The organism is uncultured Polaribacter sp. (assembly GCF_947495205.1).
In the GTDB taxonomy this organism is placed as follows: domain Bacteria; phylum Bacteroidota; class Bacteroidia; order Flavobacteriales; family Flavobacteriaceae; genus Polaribacter.
Window position 1 is genome coordinate 1 of record NZ_CANLXV010000001.1, and the last position, 24,479, is coordinate 24,479.

Sequence of the window (24,479 nt, forward strand, 5' to 3'; positions counted from 1 at the left end):
TACTGATATTAATATCACCAGCTATTCTATTACCTGTTGCTCTAAAGTCTTTTAAACTTGTTAAATTATTGATACTTGCTGGCAAACTAGTCATATAATAGGTAGTTGGATTATAGCTAATCTGATTAGAAACATCTAGATTTTCTAACTTAGATAAGTTCCCAATCTCGGTTGGTAAAGTTGCTAGTCTATTGTATTGTGCATACAAAAGTTTTAAATTTAGTAAACTCCCAATTTCTGCTGGTAAAGCAGTTAAATCATTTCCTTGTCCTGACCTATTTCCTAAATACAACTCCTCTAAACTTGTTAAACCGCCAATTGTCGCTGGTAACTTAGTTAAATTATTTCCTTGCAAAGGCAATACTTTTATAAACGTTAAATTACCAATAGAATTTGGTAATTCAGTTAACTGATTATTATTTAAAGTCAACTCTTCCAAATCAACCAAATCTCCTAAATCTTCAGGTAAATCTGTATTAAAATTAGGATTGTCTTCTCCTAATCTGTTATTATGTAGTCGTAAAAACTTCAATTTAGTAAAACCACCTAAACCAGAAACTACTTGTAATTCGTTGTCATTAAGATATAGTGTTTTTAATTCTGTTAAATTGGCAAAAGCTGCAGGGGTATTTGATAACTCACAATTGGCAAAATCTAAAAATTGTAATTTGGTTAATTGCCCAAACTCACTTGGTATGCTAGCAATATTATTTGGTGCAGCAACCAACCTTGTTAATTCTATTAAACCACCTATTTGGGGTGGTAATAGCGTTATTCTTGTACTCGCAAATTCTAAGGTTTGCAATTTTTTTAAGTTGCCTAAAGATGTTGGTATTAAATCTATTTGTGTATTGCTAAATTGAAAATCTAATAGTTCTAATAAATCTCCTATACTATTAGGTAAACTTGTAAGTGAACTATTACTATTCATGTAAAATTGTTGTAATTTACTTAAAGCCCCTATTTCTGTTGGTAAATTATTTATTTGATTAGAAGTTAAATCTAACTCTATTAATTCTGTAAAATCTTTAATTGAGGCAGGTATTGCCCCATTTAAGTTCATACCTCTTAATCTTAATCTTACAATTTTTCTAAATCCATTAACCTCTATAGTTTCAAAACCTTTGTAATCTATTGTATTAGCTGTAGACTTAATTATAGTACTATTGTAAGTTCTTTGACTCCAACTATTTCCTAAAGTATTGGCATATAAATCTTCTAAAGCTGAAATTTCAACAGCATCTAAAGGTAAAACACTGCTACAATCTGTAGTAATAACATCTCCAAAATCAAAGTTATCCATAGATAAATTATAATATTGGTCTAAGTTTGCCTCCGGTACTTCTACACAAAATAAATTAGGAGTATTTTTAATGTTTAAATCTACAAAACGATTTAATTTTAAAGCATTTATACCTGTATTACTAAAATCAACCTTTGCTATAGTGCTTGGACTATTTTCAAAACGAATAGCTCCAGTTATTAAAGTGTTTTCTGAAAAATCTACTTCTTTTAATTCTAGTAGTGAAGAAAAATCTGGTATAGTACCGTTAAGATTATTATTAGGTAATTCAATTTTAGTAATTACTTCTCTACCTGCTATGGTTTCTACAGTTATTCCATACCAATCAGAAACAGGTATTTCATCATCTAACCAATTGGTATTATTTGTCCAATTTACTCCATCTGTAGCATTATAAAGTGCTTTTAAAGCTGCTAAACCTACAATACCTTCTTCTACTTTAAAATTACCTGTTTGTAATATGAAGTCAGTAACTATTGTGTTAGAGACTTTACAGTAATAGCTTGCAAAATCATTGTTTTCAACAGAACTAATTGAATAGTTTTTATTTGTTGCACCAGCAATAGCAACATCATTTTTAAACCATTGATATGAGTTTGATGTACCCGTAACAACGGCTTCTATAATTAACTCTGCCTCTAATGGGACATTTATTGTAACATCTGCTGAAACATTTTGTTGATTACCTATATAGATACTTAAATTACTGTTTTCATCTAAAGGATATATAAGTTCTAAGGCTCCAAATTGATATTTGTTTTTTGAATAATCATAAAACCCATAATAATCTTGATTATCAGGGAATATTACACCTAACAAACCACCTGTAAGATTGTTATTAGATACATTTAAATCTGATAATTTATAATCAAAAGCGGAGAAATCTATTGAAGAAATATCACCTGTTAAATTATTATTTGATAAATCAATTCCAATATAATTAAATTCAGTAACACCATCATTATGTGAAATTTTAGTTATTCCATACCAACTAAAAACATCAGAAGTTCCATTTATATCTGTGTCCCAATTGGTATTATTGGTCCAATTATCGCCGTCTGTAGCGTTATAAAAATCAATTAATGCTTGCCTTTCTACTTGGGAAATTTGTGCAGAAATTGCTAAAGAAAAAAGGGTAAATAGTAAAAATAGTTTTGTTCTCATGAGTATAGATTTTTCAAAGTTGAAAATTAAGATGTATAATAACAATTGTCAATACCTACTTGTAGGGATTTTTCAACTTTTTTATTGGCTTGCTAATTGAAACCAGTCGTAATTTGTATGTACGTTTAATTTTTGTTTAATGCGTTTTCTATGTGTAGAACCTGTAGATGCTTGTATGTTTAATTTACTAGCTATTTGTTTAGTTGTTAAACCTATGGCAACCAAATTAAAAACTTGTTGTTCTTTATTTGTTAAACAATCTATATTCTTATTTTCTAAGCTTTTAAATGTAGTTTTGTTTTTAATTTTTAAAGCAAATTCTATAATTTTAGACACTTCCTGCATAGTAACATTTTAAAAAAAAATTAAATCTTTACAAATGGTTTTTAGTAACTGAATATTTTTAGAATAACCATGTTTTATCTAAAAAAAGTATTTAAGGAACCCAAAATACCAATTTTTCCTCCGAATGAAAGTAAGGAAGAATAGTAATATTTAAAGGGAGCATTTAACTATTCTCGTAATCTTTACACCTTAAAAATTTTACTTTTCTTTTATATGCTCTTGGTTTTCTGCAATATTTAAAAGGTGTTAATTCTGTTTTTGGTAAGAAATTAACCTTAAAATAAAGTATATTTGTGTTGAACTAAAACCAATTATTTTTTATAAATTTTTATTTTTTAAATGATGATGAATAACAGCGTTGCAGCAATTTTAGAAACAGGTAAAATATTACAAGAAGTAGCATTAAAAGGTTGGGTAAGAACTTTTAGAAGTAACAGATTTATTGCTTTAAATGATGGTTCTACCATAAAAAATATACAATGTGTTATCGATTTTGAAAACACACCAGAAGAAACTTTAAAAAGAATTACCACAGGTGCTGCAATTGCTATAAAAGGTACTTTAGCAGAAAGCCAGGGAAAAGGACAAACTGTAGAAATACAAGTATCTGAAATAGAAATTTTAGGAGATTCTAATCCAGATGAGTACCCAATTCAACCTAAAAAACATAGTTTTGAGTTTTTAAGAGAAAATGCACACTTACGTGTTAGAACAAACACATTTAGTGCAGTAATGCGCGTGCGTTCTAAACTCTCTTTTGCCGTTCATAAATACTTTCAAGACAATGGTTTTAATTATGTAAATACGCCTATTGTTACCGGTTCAGATGCAGAAGGCGCAGGAGAAATGTTTCGTGTAACTTCTTTTGAAGATAACAAAGCACCTGTTACAGAAGATGGTAAAATAGATTACTCTAAAGATTTTTTTGGTAGAGAAACCAACTTAACAGTTTCTGGACAGTTAGAAGCAGAAACGTATGCTATGGCTTTAGGTAAAGTATATACTTTTGGCCCAACTTTTAGAGCAGAAAACTCGAATACAACGCGCCATTTAGCAGAATTTTGGATGATTGAACCAGAAGTTGCCTTTATGGATTTAGATGGCAATATGGATTTGGCAGAAGATTTTATTAAACAAGTTTTAAACTACGTTTTAGAAAACTGTAAAGACGATTTAGCTTTTTTAGACCAGCGTTTTGCTCAAGAAGAAAAAAGCAAACCACAAGCGAAAAGAAGTGAAATGAGCTTGTTAGAAAAACTAAAATTTGTTGCAGATAACAATTTTAAACGTGTTTCATACACAGAGGCTTTTGATATTTTAAGAAATTCTAAACCCAATAAAAAGAAAAAATTTCAATTTCCTGTAAACGAATGGGGTGTAGATTTACAATCTGAACACGAGCGTTATTTAGTGGAAAAACATTTTAAATGTCCGGTTATTTTGTTTGATTATCCAGCAAATATTAAAGCGTTTTATATGCGTTTAAATGATGATGGAAAAACGGTTAGAGCCATGGATGTTTTATTCCCAGGAATTGGTGAAATGGTTGGTGGAGCACAACGTGAAGAGCGTTATGATGTATTAGTTGAGAAAATGAAAGCTATGGATATTGATGAAAAAGAATTGTGGTGGTATTTAGATTTACGTAAATTTGGTACAGCAGTTCACTCTGGTTTTGGCTTAGGTTTTGAAAGGTTGGTTCAATTTACAACTGGAATGGGAAATATTAGAGATGTAATTCCTTTTCCTAGAACACCACAAAATGCAGAATTTTAATCTAAATTTCGTACCTTTAATTACATGCTAAAACAAAGTCTACAATACAAATTACTTCAAAAATTATCTCCACAACAAATACAGTTGATGAAGCTAATTCAACTACCAACACAAGCTTTTGAAGAACGTTTAAAGCAAGAAATAGAAGAAAACCCAGCTTTAGATACAGGTAAAGAAGAACCAGAATCTTTTGAAGATAGTTTGGCAGATGAATATGATGATGCTGGTACAGAAAAAATAGAAGCAGAAGACATTAATATAGATGAGTATTTAAGTGATGACGAAATACCATCCTATAAAACCCAAGCTAACAATTACTCGTCTGATGATGAAGAAAAAAATGTGCCATACGCAGCTGGAACAAGTTTTCATCAATCTTTAAAAAACCAATTGAACACATTTCGTTTAGATGAAGAAGAGCGCGCAATTGCAGAGTTTTTAGTAGGTAGTATTGATGATAGTGGTTACATTAGAAGAGAAATTTTAGATTTGGTAGATGATTTAGCTTTTACTGCCAATGTTTTTACAACAGAACAAAAAGTAATTGAAATTCTTAAAAGAGTAGTACATACTTTAGATCCTCTAGGTGTTGGGGCAAGAGATTTAAAAGAATGTTTAATTATTCAATTAAAATCTAAAGATAAAACCAAAATTAGAAGTTTATCTATAAATATTTTAGAAAATGCTTTTGATCATTTTGTAAAAAAACATTACAAGAAACTACAAGAAAAATTTCATATTTCTGAAAATGAATTAAAAGAGGTAAATACAGAAATTTCTAAATTAAATCCTAAACCTGGTAGTTCTTATGCTGGTAACAATAAAATTGCAGAACAAATTGTACCAGATTTTTCTATAAAAATTATAGATGGCGAACTAGATTTATCTTTAAACTCAAGAAATGCACCAGAACTACACGTTTCTAGAGAATACAACAATATGTTGAAAGGCTACCAAGAAGCTAATGTAAAAACCAAGTCTCAAAAAGACGCCGTATTTTTTATCAAACAAAAATTAGATGCCGCAAAATGGTTTATAGACGCTATTAAACAACGTCAACAAACGCTATTGGTAACCATGAATACCATTATGCATTATCAATATGAATATTTTTTAACGGGTGATGAGCGCAAGTTAAAACCTATGATTTTAAAAGATATTGCAGATAAAATTAATATGGATATCTCTACAGTGTCTAGAGTTGCAAATAGCAAATTTGTGTCTACACCTTATGGAACCAAATTAATTAAAGAATTCTTCTCTGAATCTATGACCAATGATCAAGGTGAAGAAGTATCAACTAGAGAAATAAAAAAGATATTAGAAAACGTAATTGCAGAAGAAAATAAAAAGAAACCACTAACAGATGAAAAATTGGCAGCTATATTAAAGGAAAAAGGTTACCCTATTGCCAGAAGAACTGTAGCCAAATATAGAGAACAATTAGATTTACCTGTAGCAAGACTTAGAAAGGAAATTTAATGATTAAGTTTTACAAAACGATATCCGTAATTTTTCACCCTATAGTGCTACCAACAATAGGAACGATTTTTTATTTTCTTTTAATTCCTAATTCCTATAATAGTAAAGAAAGACTTACCATACTCAGTTTAATATTTGTTACTACGTATTTAATTCCAGTACTTATATTAATCCTTTTTAAACGTTTAAAACTTATTCAAACATTTAATACAAGAAGTATAAAGGAACGTAAAATACCGGTAGCTTTAATGATTGTATTATTTTACCTTCTAGGTAATACACTAATTAGAATTGCTCAAGTAGAAGATATTGGCTTATTATTTTATGCTACTAGTTGTGCATTAGCCTTTGTGTATTTTCTCTTTGCCTTTGATTTAAAAACAAGTATTCACCTACTTTCATTCGGAATTTTTACCAGCTTTTATATCATTTTAGGTTATATCTATGAAAAACAATTTGCTGTTTTAATTATCATAACCCTGCTTTTGTCTGGTTTAGTAGCCAATGCAAGATTGCATTTAAAAGCACATACAACCAAAGAAATATATATTGGTTATTTTGTAGGATTTATCGCTCCTTTTGCAGTGTATTTATATTTATAAAAGGTAAAAAATAAGACCAAATTGCAAAATTCTAGTTCCTAAGACTTCTCCATTAATATTAGCATTTTTAAATATAGGATTTAAGCCATAAAAAAAGTTAATATTAAACTCGTCATAACCTGCAGAGAGCGTTAAACCATATTGCAAATTCTCAAAAGCGCTAACATTTTTGTAAGCAACTTCAACTTTGTTAGCGTCTAGATAACGAAAAGAATTGTTTAGGTTATACAAAAATTTTATACCAGTATACACCCTCCAAAAACTATATTTATTAGCTGTAGATGTTCTCCACCTTAGTTCTATTGGTACTTCTAAATTAAAAGTACTAAAAACGTTATCAGATATTAAATCACCGTTTTCAAAAACAGTTGCTCCGTTTACTTCATCTACTTTTAATTGATGACTAAATAAGCTATAACCCAAACCTGCACCTCCAGCAATAGCAAAAGTTCCTTGTCTGTTTAGGATAATATCTTTCATAAAACCAGTTGAAAAACTGTATGAAAAATTACTTTTACCTATAATGCCAGGTTGCTTATTTAATTGCGCATAAGAAATACTAACATACAATTGATCTTCTGCATAGCGATCTCCTATTTCTAAAGCATCTCGTTGTGCACACAAAACACTCGCATAGAAAATAAAACACGATAAAATTAACTTTTCAACCATAGTACTTATAAAACGCTATAAAGATACACTATTTAAAATTTTCTAAACTTTTCTTGGATATTTGATAAATTATCGACAAAAATAAAAGGATAACTCTTTCGAATTATCCTTTTACAATACTATTTATAGAATTAATTATTCTCCTTTAGATGCAGAATAACTAATTTTAAGTGCATTTACATCTCTCAACTTTAGTCTTATATCTGTAATTATACCTACATTAGATTCTTTATCCGCTTTTATAGAAGTAGTCATAAATGGAACTTCTGCTTCAGAAACTTTACTTCTCGCATTAATAATAAATGCAGGAACCTCTTCTGATGTAGAAATTTTATCATTTAACTGTATTCTATTAAAACCTGTCCCAAATTTAGGATCAACAGCTTTACCTACATAAATAGTGCTTACTAAACTCTTATGTTCTAGTTTTTTAACTTCTGTAGCTGTAGGTAACCTAGGATTCTCTATTTGTAATTCTGTTTCTCTCATGGTAGTAGTTACCATAAAGAAAAATAACAACATAAAAACGATGTCTGGTAAAGATGCAGTATTTACAGCTGGCATTCCTTTTTTCTTCTTTCTAAATTTAGACATATGATTCTATTTTTAAATTTTAATTTGCTGAAGTTGGTTCTGCATCAGAAATAATTTGAGGATAAGCTTTTTTAATAGCCTCTACTCTTGCCTTTAAACCTTCATCATCTCTATTCTCTTTATAAGCTTCTTCTAACTCCGTGTATGTAATTCCATAACGTTCTTTAGATAACCTATTTCTAAGTTCTGTATAGGCTCTTAGTAATTCGTTTTGTACTTTTAAATACACTCCATACTCTGTACCTCTATCACTTAAAACAGAAATAATTGCTTTGTTAGGATGATCTGATGATGAATCTAATCTTTCTCCTTTGCAATAATTACAAGGTCCAGAAGCAACTCCTTCTTCAACTTTACCTACTCCTCCACCATTATCTATAAATGCTTTTGCTGCATCTTTAAGGTCTTTAATTTCCATTCTTTCACCTTCAACTTGCAGTTCATTACGGAAGTTTAAATTTACCTCGAAAATGTTTTTTTCTTTAACAATTGGCGGTACATAATCTATTGGTGGTTTTTCTGCTAGCTTTTTAGAAACTCCAGAATCTACATTCATAGTGGTAGTTACTAAAAAGAAAATTAATAACAAGAAGGCTATATCAGCCATAGAACCTGCATTAATTTCTGGATTCTCTCTTCTTGCCATAATTTATGATTTAATTAAACCTTTACCTAAATCTAATACGAAAAAGAACAAACCTATTGCACCTAAAATGATACTAAACCAAATACCAGCTCCAGTCATTTTATTTATGGTAGAACCTGCTTCTCCTCCTTCTAATACTTCACCTGCATTATCTACAATAACGTTGCTATCTGCTAAAAAGTAAGCCACTACAAATAAAACTCCTAAAAAAGCTAAACCTAAAAATGTCTTTTTTAAATTTTCTGGATTTTTAAATAATCCCAATAAAGACAATACAATAGTTACTGCTATTACACCTATTAATAAATAGGTAGAAAAAGAGATTAAAGGAGTAACTACTTTATTTTGCAAATCTAAATCGTCTGTTACAGCATCTTCACCTGCTAAAAGTACTCTTACTAATAAGAAAATACCTACTAAAGCAATGGCTGTCACAACAAATGTGATAATTTTTGATACTTTATTATTTGTCATAATAAAATTATTTTTTAAATTTCACTAATAAATCAATCAATTGAATTGACGAATCTTCCATATTGTTTACAATACTATCTATTTTAGAAACGATGTAATTGTAAAATACTTGTAATATAATTGCCACAACTAAACCAAATACAGTTGTTAATAAGGCTACTTTAATACCCACAGCAACTACACCTGGAGAAATATCATTTGCTTGCGCAATTGCATCAAAGGCTCCAATCATACCAATTACAGTACCCATAAAACCAAGCATTGGTGCTAATGCAATAAATAAAGACAACCAAGATACGTTTTTCTCTAAAAGTCCCATTTGAACTCCTCCATAAGAAACTACTGCTTTTTCAGCACTCTCAATTCCTTCATCTACTCTATCTAAACCTTGATAAAAAATAGAAGCAACTGGTCCTTTAGAATTTCTACAAACTTCTTTTGCAGCCTCAATACCACCAGAACTTAAAGCATCATCTACACTTGCAACTAATTTCTTAGTATTTGTAGAAGCCATATTTAAATAAATAATTCTTTCAATTGCAATTGCCAAACCTAAAATTAAGGCTACCAATACAATTCCCATAAATACAGGTCCACCTTCTATAAAACGTAGTTTTAATTCTTGGTGAAAAGATCTTGATTCTTCAGTTACTGCTTCTTGAGCGAAAGTTGATTGAATAGCTCCAAAAAACATGAATCCTGCTACAGATAGGACATTTACTACTTTTTTCATCTTTGTTATAATTAATTTTTAAAGTTTAAGTGTTTAAAGATATAAATTTTATTTTAAAATCTTTATTATTTTAAATGGATTGGCAAGAAACAAAAAAATATTTGTCTCTCAAAAAAATTGTAATCTAATTTAACGTAAAAATACATTTTTTTTTAGTTGCAACTCATTTTTTTTGAAAACTATTTTTCAGAAATCTCTCCACGTAAAGATTTCTGAAAATACTTTACAAAACTTTCTGCGCTTAAACCCTCATTTAATAAATACATTAATTTCGCTAAGGCAGATTCTGTAGTAATATCCAAACCGCTAATTACACCAATACTTTTTAAACCTAAGCTGGTATCATAATGGCCTTGTATTACAGCACCGCCAACACATTGGGTTACATTAATTATTTTAATGCCTTTTACTATTGCTTGCTGTAACAATTCTAAAAACCAAGCCTCATTAGGTGCATTACCAGAACCATATGTTTCTAAAATAACACCTTTTAAATTTTTAATTTCTAAAATAGTTTGCACAACAATTGGTTTTATACCCGGGTACAGTTTTAAAATACAAACATCTGTAACCATATTTTTTCTTGCAATTAAAGTAGCACCCTTTTTATTTGGTTGATAAAGCATGGGCTCATTAAATTTTAAATGCACACCACTTTCTGCCAATTCCGGATAATTTTTAGAAGCAAAAGCCTCAAAATGTTCTGCACTTATTTTTGTAGTTCTATTTGCACGATATAATTTGTACTCAAAATACAAACCAACTTCTTTAATTACAGGTACATTATTTTTTCTTGAAGCCGCAATTTCTATAGAAGTTATCAAATTTTCTTTTGCATCTGTTCTTAAATCTCCAATAGGCAATTGAGAGCCCGTAAAAATTACAGGCTTTTGTAAATTCTCTAACATAAAACTTATGGCAGAAGCAATATAAGACATGGTATCTGAACCTGTAAGCACCACAAAACCATCAAATTTCTTATAATTTTCTTCTAAAATGGTTACAATTGTAGCGTAATAATTAGGGTTCATGTTAGAAGAATCTATTGGTTTCTCTAAAGAAACGCTTTCTATAGCACAATCTAATTGCGCTAATTCAGGAATTTTTTCTACAATTCTACTAAAATCAAAAGCCTTTAAAGCTTTGGTTTTATAATCTTTAATCATACCAATTGTGCCACCTGTATAAATAATAAGTATGTTTGGTTTGCTTGCCATTTTGTCATTTTTTACTAAATATCCAAGTAATTTTTTAGAATTATCGTCTTTAAACCATAATTTTTCGCAATAAAAAATAAATTGGAATACTTTATGTTGTAAATTTATACAACAAAAATGAAATAAATATTTAAAACATATAGATTATGATGGGATTTTATATTCTTGTAGGCCTTATCTCTTTAATTAGCATGGTGGTAAGTAATCAGCTAAAAAGTAAATTTAAAAAATACTCTAAAATACAACTTAGAAACGGTATGTCTGGAGCAGAAATTGCAGAAAAAATGTTGGCAGACAATGGTATTTTTGATGTTAAAGTAATTTCTACGCCAGGTATGTTAACAGACCATTACAACCCACAAAACAAAACCGTAAATTTAAGTGAAGGCGTTTATAACCAAAGAAATGCAGCTGCAGCTGCAGTGGCAGCGCACGAAGTTGGGCATGCTGTGCAACATGCAACTGCTTACAGCTACTTAAAAATGAGATCTCAATTGGTACCCGTTGTTAGCGTTTCTTCTAAATTCTCACAATGGCTGGTATTTGGTGGCTTAATCTTAGGCGTAGCCTCTGGCTTAGGATTTTATGTTGCTGTAGCAGGTTTAGTACTTATGGCAATGGCAACCCTTTTTAGCTTTATTACATTACCTGTAGAGTATGATGCTAGCAATAGAGCTTTAGCTTGGTTAAAAAATAAAAATATAGTTTCTAGAGAAGAATACTCGGGCTCAGAAGACGCACTTAAATGGGCTGCAAGAACTTATTTAGTTGCAGCTTTAGGTTCTTTAGCAATGCTAATTTATTGGGGTTTACAAATTTTAGGTAATAGAGATTAAAATTTTATAATTTGCTGTAATTTTTTTAGAAGCTTTTTCTTTTTTGAAATGCTACTTGGTAAAATTTATATTTTAAACTGTTTTTCTGCGGAAGTTGAGCCAGATACTCGCAACAATACTTCTAGCAATAAATTGAACAAAAAAATATAAATCACAAATTAGTACTTCTAAAAAATAGATAGCAATTTAAAAATCAATTTTTGAAAGCATCTATACAATAACACGACTACTTTTTCATAAACTCCTTTATTATGAAAAAGTTACTTTTTATTTGCATACTTATTTTATCGCTAAACCATTTAACCGCGCAAGAAATGAGTTTACATAAACTAGATAAAATGCTAACCGAAATTAGCGATAGTATTGTGAGTAATAAAAGTCAGTGGCAATTTAAAATTAAACAAGTGCCTTTTATTTGCATTGCAGATTCCCTGCACAATAGAATGCGAATTATTTCGCCAATTTTAGAAAGTAATCGGGTAACAGAAGAATTAAAAACAGCTACTTTAATGGCTAACTTCCATACAGCATTAGACGTAAAATATGCCATTTCAGATGATATTTTGTGGTCTATCTTTGTGCATCCTTTAAAAGAACTCACAGAAAAACAAGTTTTAAATGCGGTTAGTCAAGTATATTATGCCAATATTAATTTTGGTACCACTTTTTCTAGCACATCTTTGGTTTTTCCTGGTAACCTCACTAAAAAGGAAAAACCTAAAAAGAAACAGCAGTTATTAAAACGTATTTAAGCTTTTAAAACCAAATATATCAAACATAAATAGCGCCAAGCTAAAGTAAAACTTTGTAAACCAAAAAAAGTAATCACAAGCACAGCTACAATCTCAGCTTATAAAAAGTGATTAGAAAAACAAAAAAACACTTTGCTTTCACAAAGTGGTCACCTTTACAAAACATGCTATAAGTACAAATTGTACAAATCGTTTATTTTACATAGCTTCTTTATAAATAGCAATGGTTTCCTCTAAAGTTACATCTCTTGGGTTTCCTCCAGTACAAACATCTGCTAAGGCATTTTTAGCCATTTCTTTAAAATCTTCTTCTTTAACACCAAATTCTTTCAATCCAGATGGAATTCCTACGGCTTTAGACAAAACTTTAATTGCTGCTATAGCAGCATTTGCTCCTTCAGTATCACTCATATCAGAAACTACAACGCCCATAGCACTTGCCACTTTTTTTAGTTTATGAGCACAAGCAGGAATATTAAATTTTTCTACATGTGGCAATAAAATTGCATTGGCAACTCCATGAGGCATATCATACATACCTCCTAATTGATGTGCCATTGAATGTACGTAACCCAAACCTGCATTAGAAAATGCTTGTCCTGCAATAAATTGGCCCCAAGCCATTTTGCTTCTAGCTTCTAAATTTTGTCCGTCTAAAACAGCAGTTTCTAAACTTTGTGAAATTAATTTAATTGCTTCTAAAGCCAAAGCATCAGACCAACCAAAAGCGCCTTTAGTTACATACGTTTCTATTGCATGCGTTAAAGCATCCATTCCTGTTGCAGCTGTTAATGCAGCTGGTTTTCCTAGCATTAATTCTGGGTCGTTTACAGCAATAGCAACCAAACAGTTTTTATCTACCATTACCATTTTTATATGGCGTTTTTCATCTGTAATTACATAATTTATAGTTACTTCACTTGCTGTACCTGCAGTTGTATTAATTGCAATTATTGGTAAAGATGGGTTTTTAGACATATGAATGCCTTCATAAGCCTCTATATTACCACCATTTGCTGCTAAAATACCAATTGCTTTTCCACAATCTTGGGGAGAACCTCCTCCTAAAGTTAAAATAAAATCACACGCATTTTCTTTTAAAACTGCTAAACCATCGTTTACGTTTTTTACTGTTGGATTTGGATACACATCATCAAAAACCACAACATCTATATTTGATGATTTTATAACATCCAACACTTTTTGAGCTACGCCAATTTCTACTAAAATTTTATCAGTAACAAATAGTGCTTTTTTATAATGAAGTGTTTTTAATTCTTCTGCTAAATCATTTAATGCTCCTGGACCAATAAGACTTAATGGCGGTAAATAAATTCTTCTATTTTGTAACATTTTTATATTTTTTAATTAACGAAAGCTTTGTTCTTTCTTGTTACAAATTTCTTAAAGAATCTCTTGTTATAACATGATTTTTATCAGTTCTAAAATATTTTAATAATCACACCAAAATAAGTACTAGGAAATTTACTATTCAATAATTTTTAATTTAGTTCAATAAATATCTTGTTACTTTTATAGCTTAACAGATTTTATCGTGGCTCAAATATCAGAATGAACTTCTAAGTAAAAATTTCGATTTTATAATCATAAATAAGGATTTCTATTTAATAATGAGGTTGGTATAAAAATGGCACCTTACAATAAGAAAATGCGAGTATGATAACAGTAGAGCAATGTATAAAAAAAAACTACTTCTTACACTGCCCATAAAATGTATACTGATAAGAAAAATCAATAGATTAGAAGAAATAGCTTCAAATAAAAAACCTTCTTGATTTCTCAAAAAGGCTCTTCTCTTTATTTTGTGCGTTATATTTCCTCTAAAAAAGATTAATCATTCAATTTTAAAACCGCCATAAATGCTTCTTGTGGTATTTCTACATTACCAACTTGTCGCATACGTTTTTTACCTTTTTTCTGCTTTTCTAATAGTTTACGTTTACGTGAAATATCTCCACCATAACATTTTGCAGTAACATCTTTACGCAACGCTTTTGTAGTTTCTCTGGCAATAATTTTAGCGCCAATTGCAGCTTGTATAGGAATATCAAACTGTTGTCTTGGAATTAATGTTTTTAGTTTTTCTACAATTTTTTTACCTATATTATACGCATTATCTGCGTGTAATAAAGCAGAAAGTGCATCTACAGGATCTCCATTTAGCAATACATCTACTCTTACCAATTTCGATTCTTTCATACCTATTGGATGATAATCAAAAGAAGCATAACCTTTAGAAACAGTTTTTAAACGATCGTAAAAATCAAAAACAATTTCTGCCAAAGGCATTTCAAAAATTAATTCTACTCTTTGGGTTGTTAAATACGTTTGGTTTACAATTTGCCCACGTTTTTCGATACACAAGCTCATTACTTGGCCAACAAAATCTGCCTTTGTTACAATAGATGCTTTAATAAACGGCTCTTCTACTCTATTTAATTTACTTGGTTCTGGTAAGTCAGACGGATTGTTTACAATTAAAACCTCTTGTGGATTTTTATTTGTAAATGCATGGTAAGACACATTGGGAACCGTTGTAATCACAGTCATATTAAACTCACGCTCTAAACGTTCTTGAATAATTTCCATGTGTAACATTCCTAAGAATCCACAACGAAAACCAAAACCTAAAGCGGCAGAACTTTCTGGCTGAAACACCAAAGAAGCATCATTTAACTGTAACTTTTCCATAGAGTTACGCAGTTCTTCATAATCTTCTGTATCTACAGGATAAATTCCTGCAAAAACCATGGGTTTTACGTCTTCAAAACCTTCAATTAAATCTGTTGTAGGGTTTGCAAAGTCTGTAATAGTATCTCCTACTTTTACTTCTTTTGCTGTTTTTATACCTGTAATTAAATACCCAACATCTCCTGTTTTAATTTCTTTTTTAACAACTTGCTCTAGCTTTAAAGTACCTACTTCATCTGCGCCATATTGCTTACCAGTTGCCATAAATTGTATTTGCTGATTCTTTTTTATAGAGCCATCAATTACTCTAAAATACGTTTCAATACCTCTGTAAGAGTTAAAAACCGAATCGAAAATTAGGGCTTTTAAAGGCGCGTCTGGATTTCCTTTTGGTGCAGGAACTCTGTCTATAATTGCTTTTAAAATATTATCTACTCCAAAACCTGTTTTTCCACTAGCGTGAATTACTTCTTCAGGATCGCAACCTAACAAATCTACAATATCATCTGTTACTTCTTCTGGATTTGCACTTGGTAAATCTACTTTATTTAATACGGGAATAATTTCTAAATCGTTCTCTAACGCTAAATACAGGTTAGAAATGGTTTGTGCTTGTATGCTTTGTGCAGCATCTACAATTAACAATGCGCCTTCACAAGCAGCAATAGATCTAGAAACTTCGTAAGAAAAATCTACGTGACCTGGTGTGTCTATTAAGTTTAAAATGTATTGTTCGCCTTCAAACTCATAATCCATTTGTATAGCGTGAGATTTTATGGTAATACCACGTTCTCGCTCCAAATCCATATTATCTAATAACTGATTTTGCTTTTCGCGCTCAGTTACAGAACCTGTATAATCTAACAATCTATCTGCTAATGTACTTTTACCATGATCTATGTGTGCGATAATGCAAAAGTTTCTAATATTCTTCATGCGTTAAATTTAATTTCTGAATTATTGCAAAGATACGCTATTTACAAACCCATTCAAACAAAAAAAGAAGTTGCCAAAATTTCTTTTTAAAACAACTTCTTTTACAATTTTGTAAAAACTATTTATGCATCCCTTTCTAATTCTGCAATAGCTACTTTAAATTCTTCCCAATTAATGGTTTCATCTCTATTTTTATCGTATCCTTTTAAAAGTTCATTGGCTACAAAACCAGATATAAATCCGTTTATTTCTGCAGATCGTAACATTTTTTTTATTTCAGACTTGTTTAATCTGGCGTCTTCGTTAGAATCAAAAAACTGAAAAGCTTCTTCTGGCGAATCGAACTGATTGGTAATTAAAATTCTTATTTTTCTTAAAATATCTGTTTTTGCTATCATATTTTTTTGTGTTAATTGATGCCTAAAGTTAATAAAAAAAATAGACTTTTCGCTTAAACACCTTTACGTAAACAATTATTATGTTATTATTTAATTAATTAACTTTGTTAACTAAGTTATTTTTTTAAAGCCATTATGGGTTTGTATTTGGGTTTTTCTGCACTTTGAATTTTGGGAGTTTTCAAACATCAATATTTTAAAATTGCACTTATTACCAACATTGTTTTTATGTTAGGTTTAGGTTTTGGTAGAGTTTTAAGTTTTTTTATGGATGGAAACCCAACTTTTGGTTATCAATTTGGCACTTTTGCAGAAATCTTTTTAGGTTTTTATGGTGTTTGGGTATTCAAAAACCTAAAATAAGCTAGTTTTTGTAATTAACCACCACTATTTGCAGTTTACAAGAAACTTGTTTTGTAAACTTTTAAATGATTGTTGTTTTGTGGTATAAAATTTTAAATTTACCACTGATGAAGAAATTACATTACACTTTACTGTTTTTATTAATTCCCTTTTTTGTTTTTGCTCAAGAGGAAACAAAGTTGCCTGCACAACCATGGAAAGATCTTTTAGAAATAAAGCATACCACCAAACAAGATTTTTTATTTGAAAAAGATTTAGTAAGATGGAGAGATAGCATTAAAGTAAAACTCAAAGGAAATTACACTTCTAAAGATTCCCTTGAAATTTCAAAAACTATAAAAAAACTAGATAGTGTAACTGAAACCATTTCAATTACTTTTTCTCAAAACGAAAAAGCAAATCTTGAAATTAAATTTTTATATGATAATGATATAACTTACAAAACACCATATTGGATAAATAATCTCCCATATTTTAATACAAGAGCTAGTAAACGTGAAAATAAACCTAAAAAAATTGTTTATGGGGAAATTACACATTACAAAGGAAAAGATTACAACAAAACTATTAATGAGATAGAAGTTTCACTTGCAAAAGTACTTTTTGAAGGATACTTCAAAACGCCTCATAAAAACAGTGGATTCAATCTTTATGCAAGAAGACTCGAACCATTTGATAGAAAAAATTACCATCTCACAGATAGTGATTTAAAAATTATTGCTAAAATTTATAAAAGTGATTTTGATGAAAAATTACAACTTGCTGCATCTCAATTTAAAGAAGATGTTTTAAAAAAAATAGAAAATTATAAAATTAAAAGCAGAAATAAACAGTTATGGTGGGTTAAAAACCCTTTATCTGTTGTTTTTATACCAGCATTAGTATTGTTTTTATTATTTCTATTTTTCATCTTAAAGATTAAAAATTACATTGATAGAAAATTTAAAAATAACTTTTTGCAATTTTTACTTGTAAGTTTAATTGCTATCTGTTTTTTAGATATTTTAATTATATTTTCTGTTTCGTTTTACGATTATTTAAGAACTCCAAGGAATTTTGGTTTTTCAATAATAAAATATGATACTGTTATTACAACTTTCGTAGTTTCTTTATTTTGCTTTCCTTTTTTATTTTTATTTCGATTTTTAGAGAAAAAAATTGAAAAGACATATGCTAATATTGTTACTAAGACAAGTTTAATTTTCTTGTCAACAGGAATGTTACCATTTGTAATAATTTTGGTGATAGTTATTTCGACTATTAAAGAAGGTCAAAATCATCAAGGAGCCTATACCACTTTATCATATGTGTTTTTAGTGGCTATGATTATCGCTTCAATAAGAGCATTAATAAGCTATTTCATTTTTAAAGAACGAAGTTTAATTGTAGAAAACGAAAACAAACTATCTCATTTAAGAGAGTTGAAAACGAAGGCAGAATTAAAATCTTTACAATCTCAAATCAATCCGCATTTCTTATACAATTCTTTAAATTCTATTGCAAGTTTAGCTCCAATTAATGCCGAGAAAACTCAAAAAATGGCACATTCGTTATCAGATTTGTTTAAATATTCTATCAACAGAAAAGGGCAAAAAATGAGCACCATTAAAGACGAAATAGAAATGGTACAAGCCTATTTAGAAATAGAGAAAATACGGTTTGAAGAGCGTTTAAATTTTACAATTAAAGTAGATGAAACACTTTTGAATCACAAAATTCCGTTGTTTTTAATACAACCTTTGGTAGAAAATGCTATAAAACACGGCGTTTCAAAAAATAAAGACAAAGGCGAAGTTGTTTTGAACATAGAAAAAGAAAGAAACGCAATACTAATTACAGTTACAGATAATGGCCCTGATTTTCCTGAAGGTTTGGTTAGTGGGCATGGTTTACAAACCGTTTACGATTTATTAAGATTGAGTTATGGAGACAAAGCAGTTTTAAATTGGACAAATTCGCCACAAAAAATAATTACCATAACCATCCCAAAAACTGCATAAAATGAATAACACCTATAAAACCATAATTATAGACGACGAAGCGCCTGCAAGAAAAGGTTTACAAAATTTACTTTCTCAATTTCCAGAAACGTTTACAATTATAGCTATTGCTAAAAACGGTATAGAAGCCAAAGAAAAGATTGAAAATCTGCAGCCAGATCTTATTTTTTTAGATATTGAAATGCCAGAATGTTCGGGATTTGAATTGTTGGCAAAATTAGCCCAAATTCCCATTGTGGTTTTTTGTACGGCTTACAACCAATATGCATTAGAAGCTTTTGAGACCAATAGCATAGATTATATTGTAAAACCTGTAAAAAAAGAACGAATTGCAAAAACGGTTCAAAAATTAACATCGTTTCAAAAAAATATTTCTCAAGATGAGATGTTAAAAGTCTTAAAAGACATTGCCAATAAAAAAGAAGTCAAAAAAATGACTTCCATTACCGTTAAAAAAAATGAACGTTTAATTTTTATAAAATTAGATGAAGTTGCTTTTTTTGAAGCAGATAATATTTACACTAAAATTCATAGTGATTCTGGCGTATATTTAAGTAACGAAACAATTACGAATTTAGAAAACAAATTACCCGATAATTTTTTACGCATTCACAGAGGCATCATCATCAATAAAGATTTTGTAAACGATATTCAGAAGTATTTTAACAGCAGATTTATCATCACCCTAAAAAACAGCAAACAAAGTACAGTTACTTCTGGCAGAAGTTATAATGAAGTCATTAAAAGTTGGATTGCTGGTTAAATTGCATTTTACTATATTTTATTTCCGATTTTGGTTTGACATTAATAAAAACACTAATTTTGTAAAAAAATAAATACGTTTTGGCAAAAATAGGCAACATTCAACTTCCGGAATTTCCATTATTACTAGCACCAATGGAAGACGTTTCTGACCCACCATTTAGAGCTTTGTGCAAAGAAAATGGTGCAGATGTTGTGTATACAGAATTTATTTCTAGCGAAGGTTTAATTAGAGATGCTGCAAAAAGTGTAATAAAATTAGACATTTACGAAAAAGAAAGACCAGTTGGAATTCAGATTTTTGGTGCCAACTTAGAATCGATGTTAAAAACCATAGAAATTGTTGAGAAATCTAAACCAGATATTATTGACATTAACTTTGGTTGTCCTGTAAAAAAGGTAGTTTCTAAAGGTGCTGGCGCAGGAATTTTAAAAGATATAGATTTAATGGTTTCTCTTACAGAAGCTATGGTAAAACATACCAATTTGCCAATTACCGTAAAAACGCGTTTGGGTTGGGATCATGATTCTATAAGAATTGTAGAAGTTGCAGAACGTTTACAAGATGTAGGTTGCAAAGCCATTTCTATTCATGGTAGAACGCGTGCACAAATGTATAAAGGCGATGCAGATTGGAAACCTATTGCTGCTGTAAAAAACAACCCAAGAATGCACATTCCTGTTTTTGGTAATGGAGATGTTACCACACCAGAAAGAGCCATGGAAATGCGCGATAAATATGGTTTAGATGGTGCAATGATTGGGAGAGCTTCTATTGGGTATCCTTGGTTTTTTAACGAAGTAAAACACTTTTTTAAAACTGGAGAACATTTAGCAAAACCCACAATTGCAGAAAGAACGCAAGTTGCTAGAAGACATTTGCAAATGGCTATTGATTGGAAAGGCGAACGTTTAGGAGTTGTAGAAACTAGAAGACACTACACAAATTACTTTAAAGGAATTCCGCATTTTAAAGATTATAGAATGAAAATGGTAACTTCTGATGATCCTAAAGATGTTTTTAATGCTTTTGATGAAGTTGAAGCTAAGTTTGGAAACAGTATTATTCCAGAAATTAGCTAACGTTTTATTGCGCTAAAAAAGTTTTAGAAATTCTGCTACTTGCAATTTTGGCAGCAATATATCCCAAAATAGATATTGTAAAAAACACAATTAACAAATTGGTTATTTGAAATTCTACAGGATAAGGCACGTTTGGTACAATCATAAAAAGTGCAAATTTTTGTTGAATAAAAACCAATAAAACTCCTAAAAACAAACCAATACACATTCCAAAAAAAGTAAGCAAAAAACCTTGAAACATAAAAATTGATTTAATTTCTTTAAGTGTAGCACCTAAATTATACAGCGTTTTTAAGTTTGCTTTTTTATCAATAATCAGCATAATTATTGCACCAATAACGTTAAATAAAGCAATAATTACAATTAGTGTAAATATTAAATACGATATAAAATTTTCTGTATTTATTACTTTATAAAAAACTTCATTTAACTGTTCTTTTGTTTGTACCTTAAAATCTTTACCTATTTTTTGTTTTAAAGATTTGGCAAAAGCAGCAGCTCTTTTTCTATCATTTAACTTTAATTCTATACTCGTAACTTGATTTTCTTTAAATTTTAATAAATTTCTAGCTTCGTTTATCGCTACAAAAACAAATTTATTTTCAAAATCTTCTGTACCAGAATACACACCAACTATTTGCGTTTCTAAAGTATAAAAAGGGTTTCTAGGGTTTATAAAACCAGTTCCTGGTTTTGGAATCATTATTTTTAATGGGTTTCCATAATTGTAGGTTCCTAAAGATAATTTGTTAGAAATTCCTCTGCCCACAACAGCCGTATTTTTAAAATCACTTTGCAACCAACTGCCTGCGTATAAGGCAACATCTAAATTAGAAATCTTTGTAAAATTGCTATCTACACCTTTTATAAAAGCTATTTCTGTTTTTTGATTGTATTCTAAAAAAACACGTTCTTCTACAACCTCAGCAATTACATTTATATTTTTATGCTGTTTTAAAACCGTTTTTAAATTATCTGTAACAAAAAAAGATTTGCCTTTTGTTGTAGTAATTTTAATATCAGGATCTGATTTATCTAATAAACTATCACTAAAAGTTCTTAAACCAGAAAAGCCCGAAAGTATAATAAACAAAGCTAAAGCCCCTACAATTACTCCAAAAGAGGCAATTATGGTAATAATGTTTATAGCATTATTACTGGTTTTAGAAAATAAATATCGCTTTGCGATGTAGTACGAAAAATTAATAAGGTTTTATTTTTTTTGACGTCTTGGTAAAACTTCAGGGTTTTTAATTGGGTCTGCATCATTCCCTTTTAAAGATTTGTCTATTTCTTCTATATAATCTAAAGTATCGTCTCCAAAAAACAACAATTCTGGCATTCTACGCAATTGATTTTTTGTTCTTTTTGCCATTTCATGACGAATCAAAGGTGTATTGGATTGTATTCCTGTAACAATTTCATCTCTTTTTTCTGAAGGAAAAATACTTAAATAAACCTTTGCAACTCCTAAATCTGAAGTTACATGTACTTTAGAAACAGAAATTATAACGCCCTTCATACCATCTTGTGCCGCTTTTTGTAACACATCTACCAAATCTTTCTGTAAAACTCCCGCAATTTTGCGCTGTCTGTTTGTTTCTTCCATAGTGCAAATTTACGATAAATTTACGGAGTATAAATCTTATTTTTAATAGCATACATTACCAAGCCAACTCTGTTTTTTACATTTAGCTTAGTAAACAAAACATCTCTATAACCATCTATTGTCTTTGGACTTAAACACATTTTATCTGCAATTTCTTTATAAGTAAGTTCAGAACAAGCATATTGCATAAAAATACGTTCTCTTTCTTTAAAAACAATTTCTTTAGTCTCGTTACCAGATACAGACTTCATTAACAAATTAGTAACATTTTGTGTGTGGTAAAAACCACTTTCTACAATTTCTACTAAGGCCTGTTCTAGTATTTCCTTTTTAGTATCTTTTAGTAAATAACCAACTGCACCTGCTTTTAACATTTTTAAAATAGTTAAATCTTCATCTTCTACAGAAAGTGCCATTACATTTACTGTTTGGTGGTTTTTGGTAATCCACTCTGTGGTTTCAATACCATTTAAAATGGGCATATTTATATCCATTAAAACCACATCTGGTATAAACTCTGGTGATGTAGTAAACTTATTTACCAATTCCTGGCCATTTGCACAAGTATACAATACTTTAAACTTACTAAAACCGTTTACCATACCTGCAATTGCTTGCGATAACAGGTTATGATCATCCACCACTACTACAGTATAATTTATCATAATTTATAAATCATTTTTAAAGTTGTTCCTTTATTTTCTTCGGAAGTAAAAACAGCGGTTGCCCCAATTAATTTTGCTCTATTTCTTATATTTTCTAATCCAATACCTGTAGCAATACTTTCTGAAGAAAAACCAATACCATCATCTTTTGCAATAATTACCAACTCATTTTGTCTAAAATCTAAGTCTACATTTAAATTTTTACCTTTTGAATGTTTTATGGTGTTCGAAAAAAATTCTTGTAAAATTCTAAAAATAATAATGTTTGCTTTTTTGTCTATTGGAAACTCTTTTCCTTTAATTCTTAATACAGATTTTATAAAATTCAATCTATTAAAACGATCTATTTCTAACTGAATTGCTTCTATTAAACGAATATTTTTTATAGCTTCTGGGTTAATTAATTTAGATAATGCTCTAACTTCTGTTAAACCTTTGGTTATGGTTTCAGAAACCTCATTTATATTTTCTGGAGAAGTATTTTGCAGTTGAATTTTAGCTAAGGTTAGTAACTGACCAATATTATCATGCAACTCCCAACTAATATTTCTTAACGTTTCTTCTCTAATTTCTATTTGAGTTTCTGCAATTTCACGTTCAAATCTTTTTTTGGTTTCTGCTTTATCTATAAGTAAAATCTTTTTTTTATTCTGAAATACGATAAAGAGTATAATAAGCACAACTATAACTAAAGTAATTATAAAGGTTGATATTAAAATAGCTAATTCTTCTCTTTGGAGCTCCATATGATACCACTAATAAAACAAATATGTGTAAATATAATAATAACACTTTGCAATATAAATAAATTTGGTCCCTCTGATTTTGCATCATAACCAAAAATATAAAATACTGTGTAAAAAGGCATTGTTGTTAAATAATAAATTAAAAAACCAACAGTAATCCAAAAAGATAAATCTTTTTGAAACCTAATAATTTTGTCTGATTTTAATAATTCTTTTAGATAAAAAACCATAAAAACGCACACAACCATTGCCCCTAAAAGCACTGTACTCTTTTCTAAAATCTTAAAAATAAAACTCAAGAAATAAATGCCATTAAAAAAAATCATTAAATACTTAATCCAAAGATGAGAAACTTCTTCTTTTGTTAAAGTATAATAAATAAGAGCAACAAAATTAAATTCAAAAAACGTGTAAACATTATATACTACTATATTTGATATTCTGTATGAAGTTAAAATTACACCAAGTGATTCTACAACTATAGCCATTATAATGTAGGCCAAAAAATATTTATAAAAGACGGTATTGTACTTTCTTCTATAAATAAGTGTAAAAATGCCTGTAATTATAACAGCTAAATAAGCAATATCAGATAATAATTCCATTGTA

25 protein-coding genes are annotated in these 24,479 nt (G+C 29.6%); 9 read left to right on the forward strand and 16 right to left on the reverse strand.

Translation table 11 applies throughout. The features are described from left to right. The coding region (locus Q0762_RS00005; protein WP_366940978.1) for a leucine-rich repeat domain-containing protein at positions 1–2,467 on the reverse strand (2,467 nt) is incomplete at its 3' end. An 81-nt stretch (positions 2,468–2,548) separates the two neighbouring features. Then, on the reverse strand, positions 2,549–2,812 hold the full coding sequence (locus Q0762_RS00010) for a helix-turn-helix transcriptional regulator (protein ID WP_298762328.1): 264 nt from the start codon (positions 2,810–2,812) through the stop codon (positions 2,549–2,551). 342 nt (positions 2,813–3,154) lie between these two features. On the opposite strand from Q0762_RS00010, the gene asnS reads away from it, so the two are divergent. The 3 genes from asnS to Q0762_RS00025 all read left to right on the forward strand — a co-directional run bounded on the left by asnS (position 3,155) and on the right by Q0762_RS00025 (position 6,672). After that, a complete protein-coding gene (asnS, locus tag Q0762_RS00015; RefSeq protein ID WP_298762330.1) occupies positions 3,155–4,588 on the forward strand; it encodes an asparagine--tRNA ligase in 1,434 nt (477 codons plus the stop codon). 24 nt (positions 4,589–4,612) lie between these two features. After that, positions 4,613–6,070 carry an RNA polymerase factor sigma-54 gene (rpoN, locus tag Q0762_RS00020; protein WP_298762331.1) on the forward strand — a complete coding sequence of 486 codons (1,458 nt, stop codon included), beginning with the start codon at positions 4,613–4,615 and terminating at the stop codon, positions 6,068–6,070. A 248-nt stretch (positions 6,071–6,318) separates the two neighbouring features. Then, a complete protein-coding gene (locus tag Q0762_RS00025; protein ID WP_298762333.1) occupies positions 6,319–6,672 on the forward strand; it encodes a hypothetical protein in 354 nt (117 codons plus the stop codon). Here Q0762_RS00025 and Q0762_RS00030 read toward each other — a convergent pair. From Q0762_RS00030 to Q0762_RS00055, 6 genes are all read right to left on the reverse strand, one after another. Then, positions 6,667–7,296, reverse strand: coding sequence for a porin family protein (locus Q0762_RS00030; RefSeq protein ID WP_298762335.1), 630 nt, complete (start codon positions 7,294–7,296; stop codon positions 6,667–6,669). The genes Q0762_RS00025 and Q0762_RS00030 overlap by 6 nt on opposite strands. Positions 7,297–7,479: 183 nt before the next feature. Next, on the reverse strand, positions 7,480–7,938 hold the full coding sequence (locus Q0762_RS00035; RefSeq protein WP_298762336.1) for a biopolymer transporter ExbD: 459 nt from the start codon (positions 7,936–7,938) through the stop codon (positions 7,480–7,482). A 19-nt stretch (positions 7,939–7,957) separates the two neighbouring features. After that, positions 7,958–8,584: a biopolymer transporter ExbD gene (locus Q0762_RS00040; RefSeq protein ID WP_298762337.1), complete on the reverse strand. Its 627-nt coding sequence runs from the start codon at positions 8,582–8,584 to the stop codon at positions 7,958–7,960. A gap of 3 nt (positions 8,585–8,587) precedes the next feature. Further along, entirely contained in the window at positions 8,588–9,058 is a 471-nt protein-coding gene (locus tag Q0762_RS00045) for a hypothetical protein (protein ID WP_298762338.1), read from the reverse strand. Positions 9,059–9,065: 7 nt separating this feature from the next. Then, positions 9,066–9,791: a MotA/TolQ/ExbB proton channel family protein gene (locus Q0762_RS00050; protein WP_298762340.1), complete on the reverse strand. Its 726-nt coding sequence runs from the start codon at positions 9,789–9,791 to the stop codon at positions 9,066–9,068. Between the two features lie 179 nt (positions 9,792–9,970). Continuing rightward, positions 9,971–11,008 carry an asparaginase gene (locus Q0762_RS00055; RefSeq protein WP_298762341.1) on the reverse strand — a complete coding sequence of 346 codons (1,038 nt, stop codon included), beginning with the start codon at positions 11,006–11,008 and terminating at the stop codon, positions 9,971–9,973. A gap of 146 nt (positions 11,009–11,154) precedes the next feature. Between Q0762_RS00055 and Q0762_RS00060 the strand changes: the two genes are divergently transcribed. Then, on the forward strand, positions 11,155–11,844 hold the full coding sequence (locus tag Q0762_RS00060; RefSeq protein WP_298762343.1) for a zinc metallopeptidase: 690 nt from the start codon (positions 11,155–11,157) through the stop codon (positions 11,842–11,844). Between the two features lie 251 nt (positions 11,845–12,095). Then, positions 12,096–12,596: a hypothetical protein gene (locus tag Q0762_RS00065; RefSeq protein WP_298762345.1), complete on the forward strand. Its 501-nt coding sequence runs from the start codon at positions 12,096–12,098 to the stop codon at positions 12,594–12,596. Positions 12,597–12,794: 198 nt separating this feature from the next. Here the strand turns inward: Q0762_RS00065 and Q0762_RS00070 are convergent, their stop codons facing one another. The 3 genes from Q0762_RS00070 to Q0762_RS00080 all read right to left on the reverse strand — a co-directional run bounded on the left by Q0762_RS00070 (position 12,795) and on the right by Q0762_RS00080 (position 16,642). Then, entirely contained in the window at positions 12,795–13,949 is a 1,155-nt protein-coding gene (locus Q0762_RS00070) for an iron-containing alcohol dehydrogenase (protein WP_298762346.1), read from the reverse strand. 498 nt (positions 13,950–14,447) lie between these two features. Next, positions 14,448–16,244, reverse strand: coding sequence for a translation elongation factor 4 (gene lepA / locus Q0762_RS00075; RefSeq protein ID WP_298762348.1), 1,797 nt, complete (start codon positions 16,242–16,244; stop codon positions 14,448–14,450). Positions 16,245–16,366: 122 nt separating this feature from the next. Further along, positions 16,367–16,642, reverse strand: a complete 276-nt coding sequence (locus Q0762_RS00080; protein ID WP_298762350.1) for an EF-hand domain-containing protein — start codon at positions 16,640–16,642, stop codon at positions 16,367–16,369. A gap of 171 nt (positions 16,643–16,813) precedes the next feature. Here Q0762_RS00080 and Q0762_RS00085 point away from each other — a divergent pair, with 171 nt between their 5' ends. The 4 genes from Q0762_RS00085 (at position 16,814) to dusB (ending at position 20,850) form a co-directional block, all read left to right on the forward strand. Next, positions 16,814–17,005, forward strand: coding sequence for a DUF4345 family protein (locus tag Q0762_RS00085; protein WP_298762352.1), 192 nt, complete (start codon positions 16,814–16,816; stop codon positions 17,003–17,005). Between the two features lie 107 nt (positions 17,006–17,112). Further along, entirely contained in the window at positions 17,113–19,005 is a 1,893-nt protein-coding gene (locus tag Q0762_RS00090) for a histidine kinase (RefSeq protein WP_298762354.1), read from the forward strand. Between the two features lies 1 nt (position 19,006). Next, positions 19,007–19,768 (forward strand): LytTR family DNA-binding domain-containing protein, encoded by a 762-nt coding sequence (locus tag Q0762_RS00095; RefSeq protein WP_298762355.1) that lies wholly within the window; start codon positions 19,007–19,009, stop codon positions 19,766–19,768. A gap of 80 nt (positions 19,769–19,848) precedes the next feature. Further along, the gene (dusB, locus tag Q0762_RS00100) at positions 19,849–20,850 is read left to right on the forward strand and encodes a tRNA dihydrouridine synthase DusB (RefSeq protein WP_298762357.1); all 1,002 of its coding nucleotides are present in this window, start codon (positions 19,849–19,851) and stop codon (positions 20,848–20,850) included. 4 nt (positions 20,851–20,854) lie between these two features. On the opposite strand, the gene Q0762_RS00105 is transcribed toward dusB, so the two are convergent. The 5 genes from Q0762_RS00105 to Q0762_RS00125 are packed head-to-tail and all read right to left on the reverse strand — an operon-like array spanning position 20,855 to position 24,475. Beyond that, positions 20,855–22,057: an ABC transporter permease gene (locus tag Q0762_RS00105; RefSeq protein ID WP_298763157.1), complete on the reverse strand. Its 1,203-nt coding sequence runs from the start codon at positions 22,055–22,057 to the stop codon at positions 20,855–20,857. A gap of 6 nt (positions 22,058–22,063) precedes the next feature. Continuing rightward, positions 22,064–22,459, reverse strand: a complete 396-nt coding sequence (rbfA, locus tag Q0762_RS00110) for a 30S ribosome-binding factor RbfA (RefSeq protein WP_298762359.1) — start codon at positions 22,457–22,459, stop codon at positions 22,064–22,066. Between the two features lie 20 nt (positions 22,460–22,479). Further along, the gene (locus Q0762_RS00115; protein WP_298762361.1) at positions 22,480–23,124 is read right to left on the reverse strand and encodes a response regulator transcription factor; all 645 of its coding nucleotides are present in this window, start codon (positions 23,122–23,124) and stop codon (positions 22,480–22,482) included. Then, the gene (locus Q0762_RS00120) at positions 23,121–23,870 is read right to left on the reverse strand and encodes an ATP-binding protein (RefSeq protein WP_298762363.1); all 750 of its coding nucleotides are present in this window, start codon (positions 23,868–23,870) and stop codon (positions 23,121–23,123) included. The genes Q0762_RS00115 and Q0762_RS00120 overlap by 4 nt, the downstream gene beginning before the upstream one ends. Then, positions 23,846–24,475: a hypothetical protein gene (locus Q0762_RS00125; RefSeq protein ID WP_298762364.1), complete on the reverse strand. Its 630-nt coding sequence runs from the start codon at positions 24,473–24,475 to the stop codon at positions 23,846–23,848. Before Q0762_RS00125 ends, Q0762_RS00120 begins: the two co-directional genes overlap by 25 nt. Between the last annotated feature and the right edge of the window lie 4 nt (positions 24,476–24,479).

Bases quoted from the DNA above. Each gene is read 5' to 3' on its own strand.
- Q0762_RS00090 (WP_298762354.1), top strand. From the start codon at position 17,113: ATGAAGAAATTACATTACACTTTACTGTTTTTATTAATTCCCTTTTTT.
- Q0762_RS00055 (WP_298762341.1), bottom strand. From the start codon at position 11,008: ATGGCAAGCAAACCAAACATACTTATTATTTATACAGGTGGCACAATT.
- Q0762_RS00125 (WP_298762364.1), bottom strand. From the start codon at position 24,475: ATGGAATTATTATCTGATATTGCTTATTTAGCTGTTATAATTACAGGC.
- Q0762_RS00060 (WP_298762343.1), top strand. From the start codon at position 11,155: ATGATGGGATTTTATATTCTTGTAGGCCTTATCTCTTTAATTAGCATG.
- Q0762_RS00025 (WP_298762333.1), top strand. From the start codon at position 6,319: ATGATTGTATTATTTTACCTTCTAGGTAATACACTAATTAGAATTGCT.
- Q0762_RS00035 (WP_298762336.1), bottom strand. From the start codon at position 7,938: ATGTCTAAATTTAGAAAGAAGAAAAAAGGAATGCCAGCTGTAAATACT.
- rpoN (WP_298762331.1), top strand. From the start codon at position 4,613: ATGCTAAAACAAAGTCTACAATACAAATTACTTCAAAAATTATCTCCA.
- Q0762_RS00115 (WP_298762361.1), bottom strand. From the start codon at position 23,124: ATGATAAATTATACTGTAGTAGTGGTGGATGATCATAACCTGTTATCG.
- Q0762_RS00010 (WP_298762328.1), bottom strand. From the start codon at position 2,812: ATGCAGGAAGTGTCTAAAATTATAGAATTTGCTTTAAAAATTAAAAAC.
- Q0762_RS00095 (WP_298762355.1), top strand. From the start codon at position 19,007: ATGAATAACACCTATAAAACCATAATTATAGACGACGAAGCGCCTGCA.
- asnS (WP_298762330.1), top strand. From the start codon at position 3,155: ATGATGAATAACAGCGTTGCAGCAATTTTAGAAACAGGTAAAATATTA.
- Q0762_RS00040 (WP_298762337.1), bottom strand. From the start codon at position 8,584: ATGGCAAGAAGAGAGAATCCAGAAATTAATGCAGGTTCTATGGCTGAT.
- Q0762_RS00045 (WP_298762338.1), bottom strand. From the start codon at position 9,058: ATGACAAATAATAAAGTATCAAAAATTATCACATTTGTTGTGACAGCC.
- Q0762_RS00080 (WP_298762350.1), bottom strand. From the start codon at position 16,642: ATGATAGCAAAAACAGATATTTTAAGAAAAATAAGAATTTTAATTACC.
- Q0762_RS00120 (WP_298762363.1), bottom strand. From the start codon at position 23,870: ATGGAGCTCCAAAGAGAAGAATTAGCTATTTTAATATCAACCTTTATA.
- rbfA (WP_298762359.1), bottom strand. From the start codon at position 22,459: ATGGAAGAAACAAACAGACAGCGCAAAATTGCGGGAGTTTTACAGAAA.
- Q0762_RS00065 (WP_298762345.1), top strand. From the start codon at position 12,096: ATGAAAAAGTTACTTTTTATTTGCATACTTATTTTATCGCTAAACCAT.
- lepA (WP_298762348.1), bottom strand. From the start codon at position 16,244: ATGAAGAATATTAGAAACTTTTGCATTATCGCACACATAGATCATGGT.
- Q0762_RS00050 (WP_298762340.1), bottom strand. From the start codon at position 9,791: ATGAAAAAAGTAGTAAATGTCCTATCTGTAGCAGGATTCATGTTTTTT.
- Q0762_RS00070 (WP_298762346.1), bottom strand. From the start codon at position 13,949: ATGTTACAAAATAGAAGAATTTATTTACCGCCATTAAGTCTTATTGGT.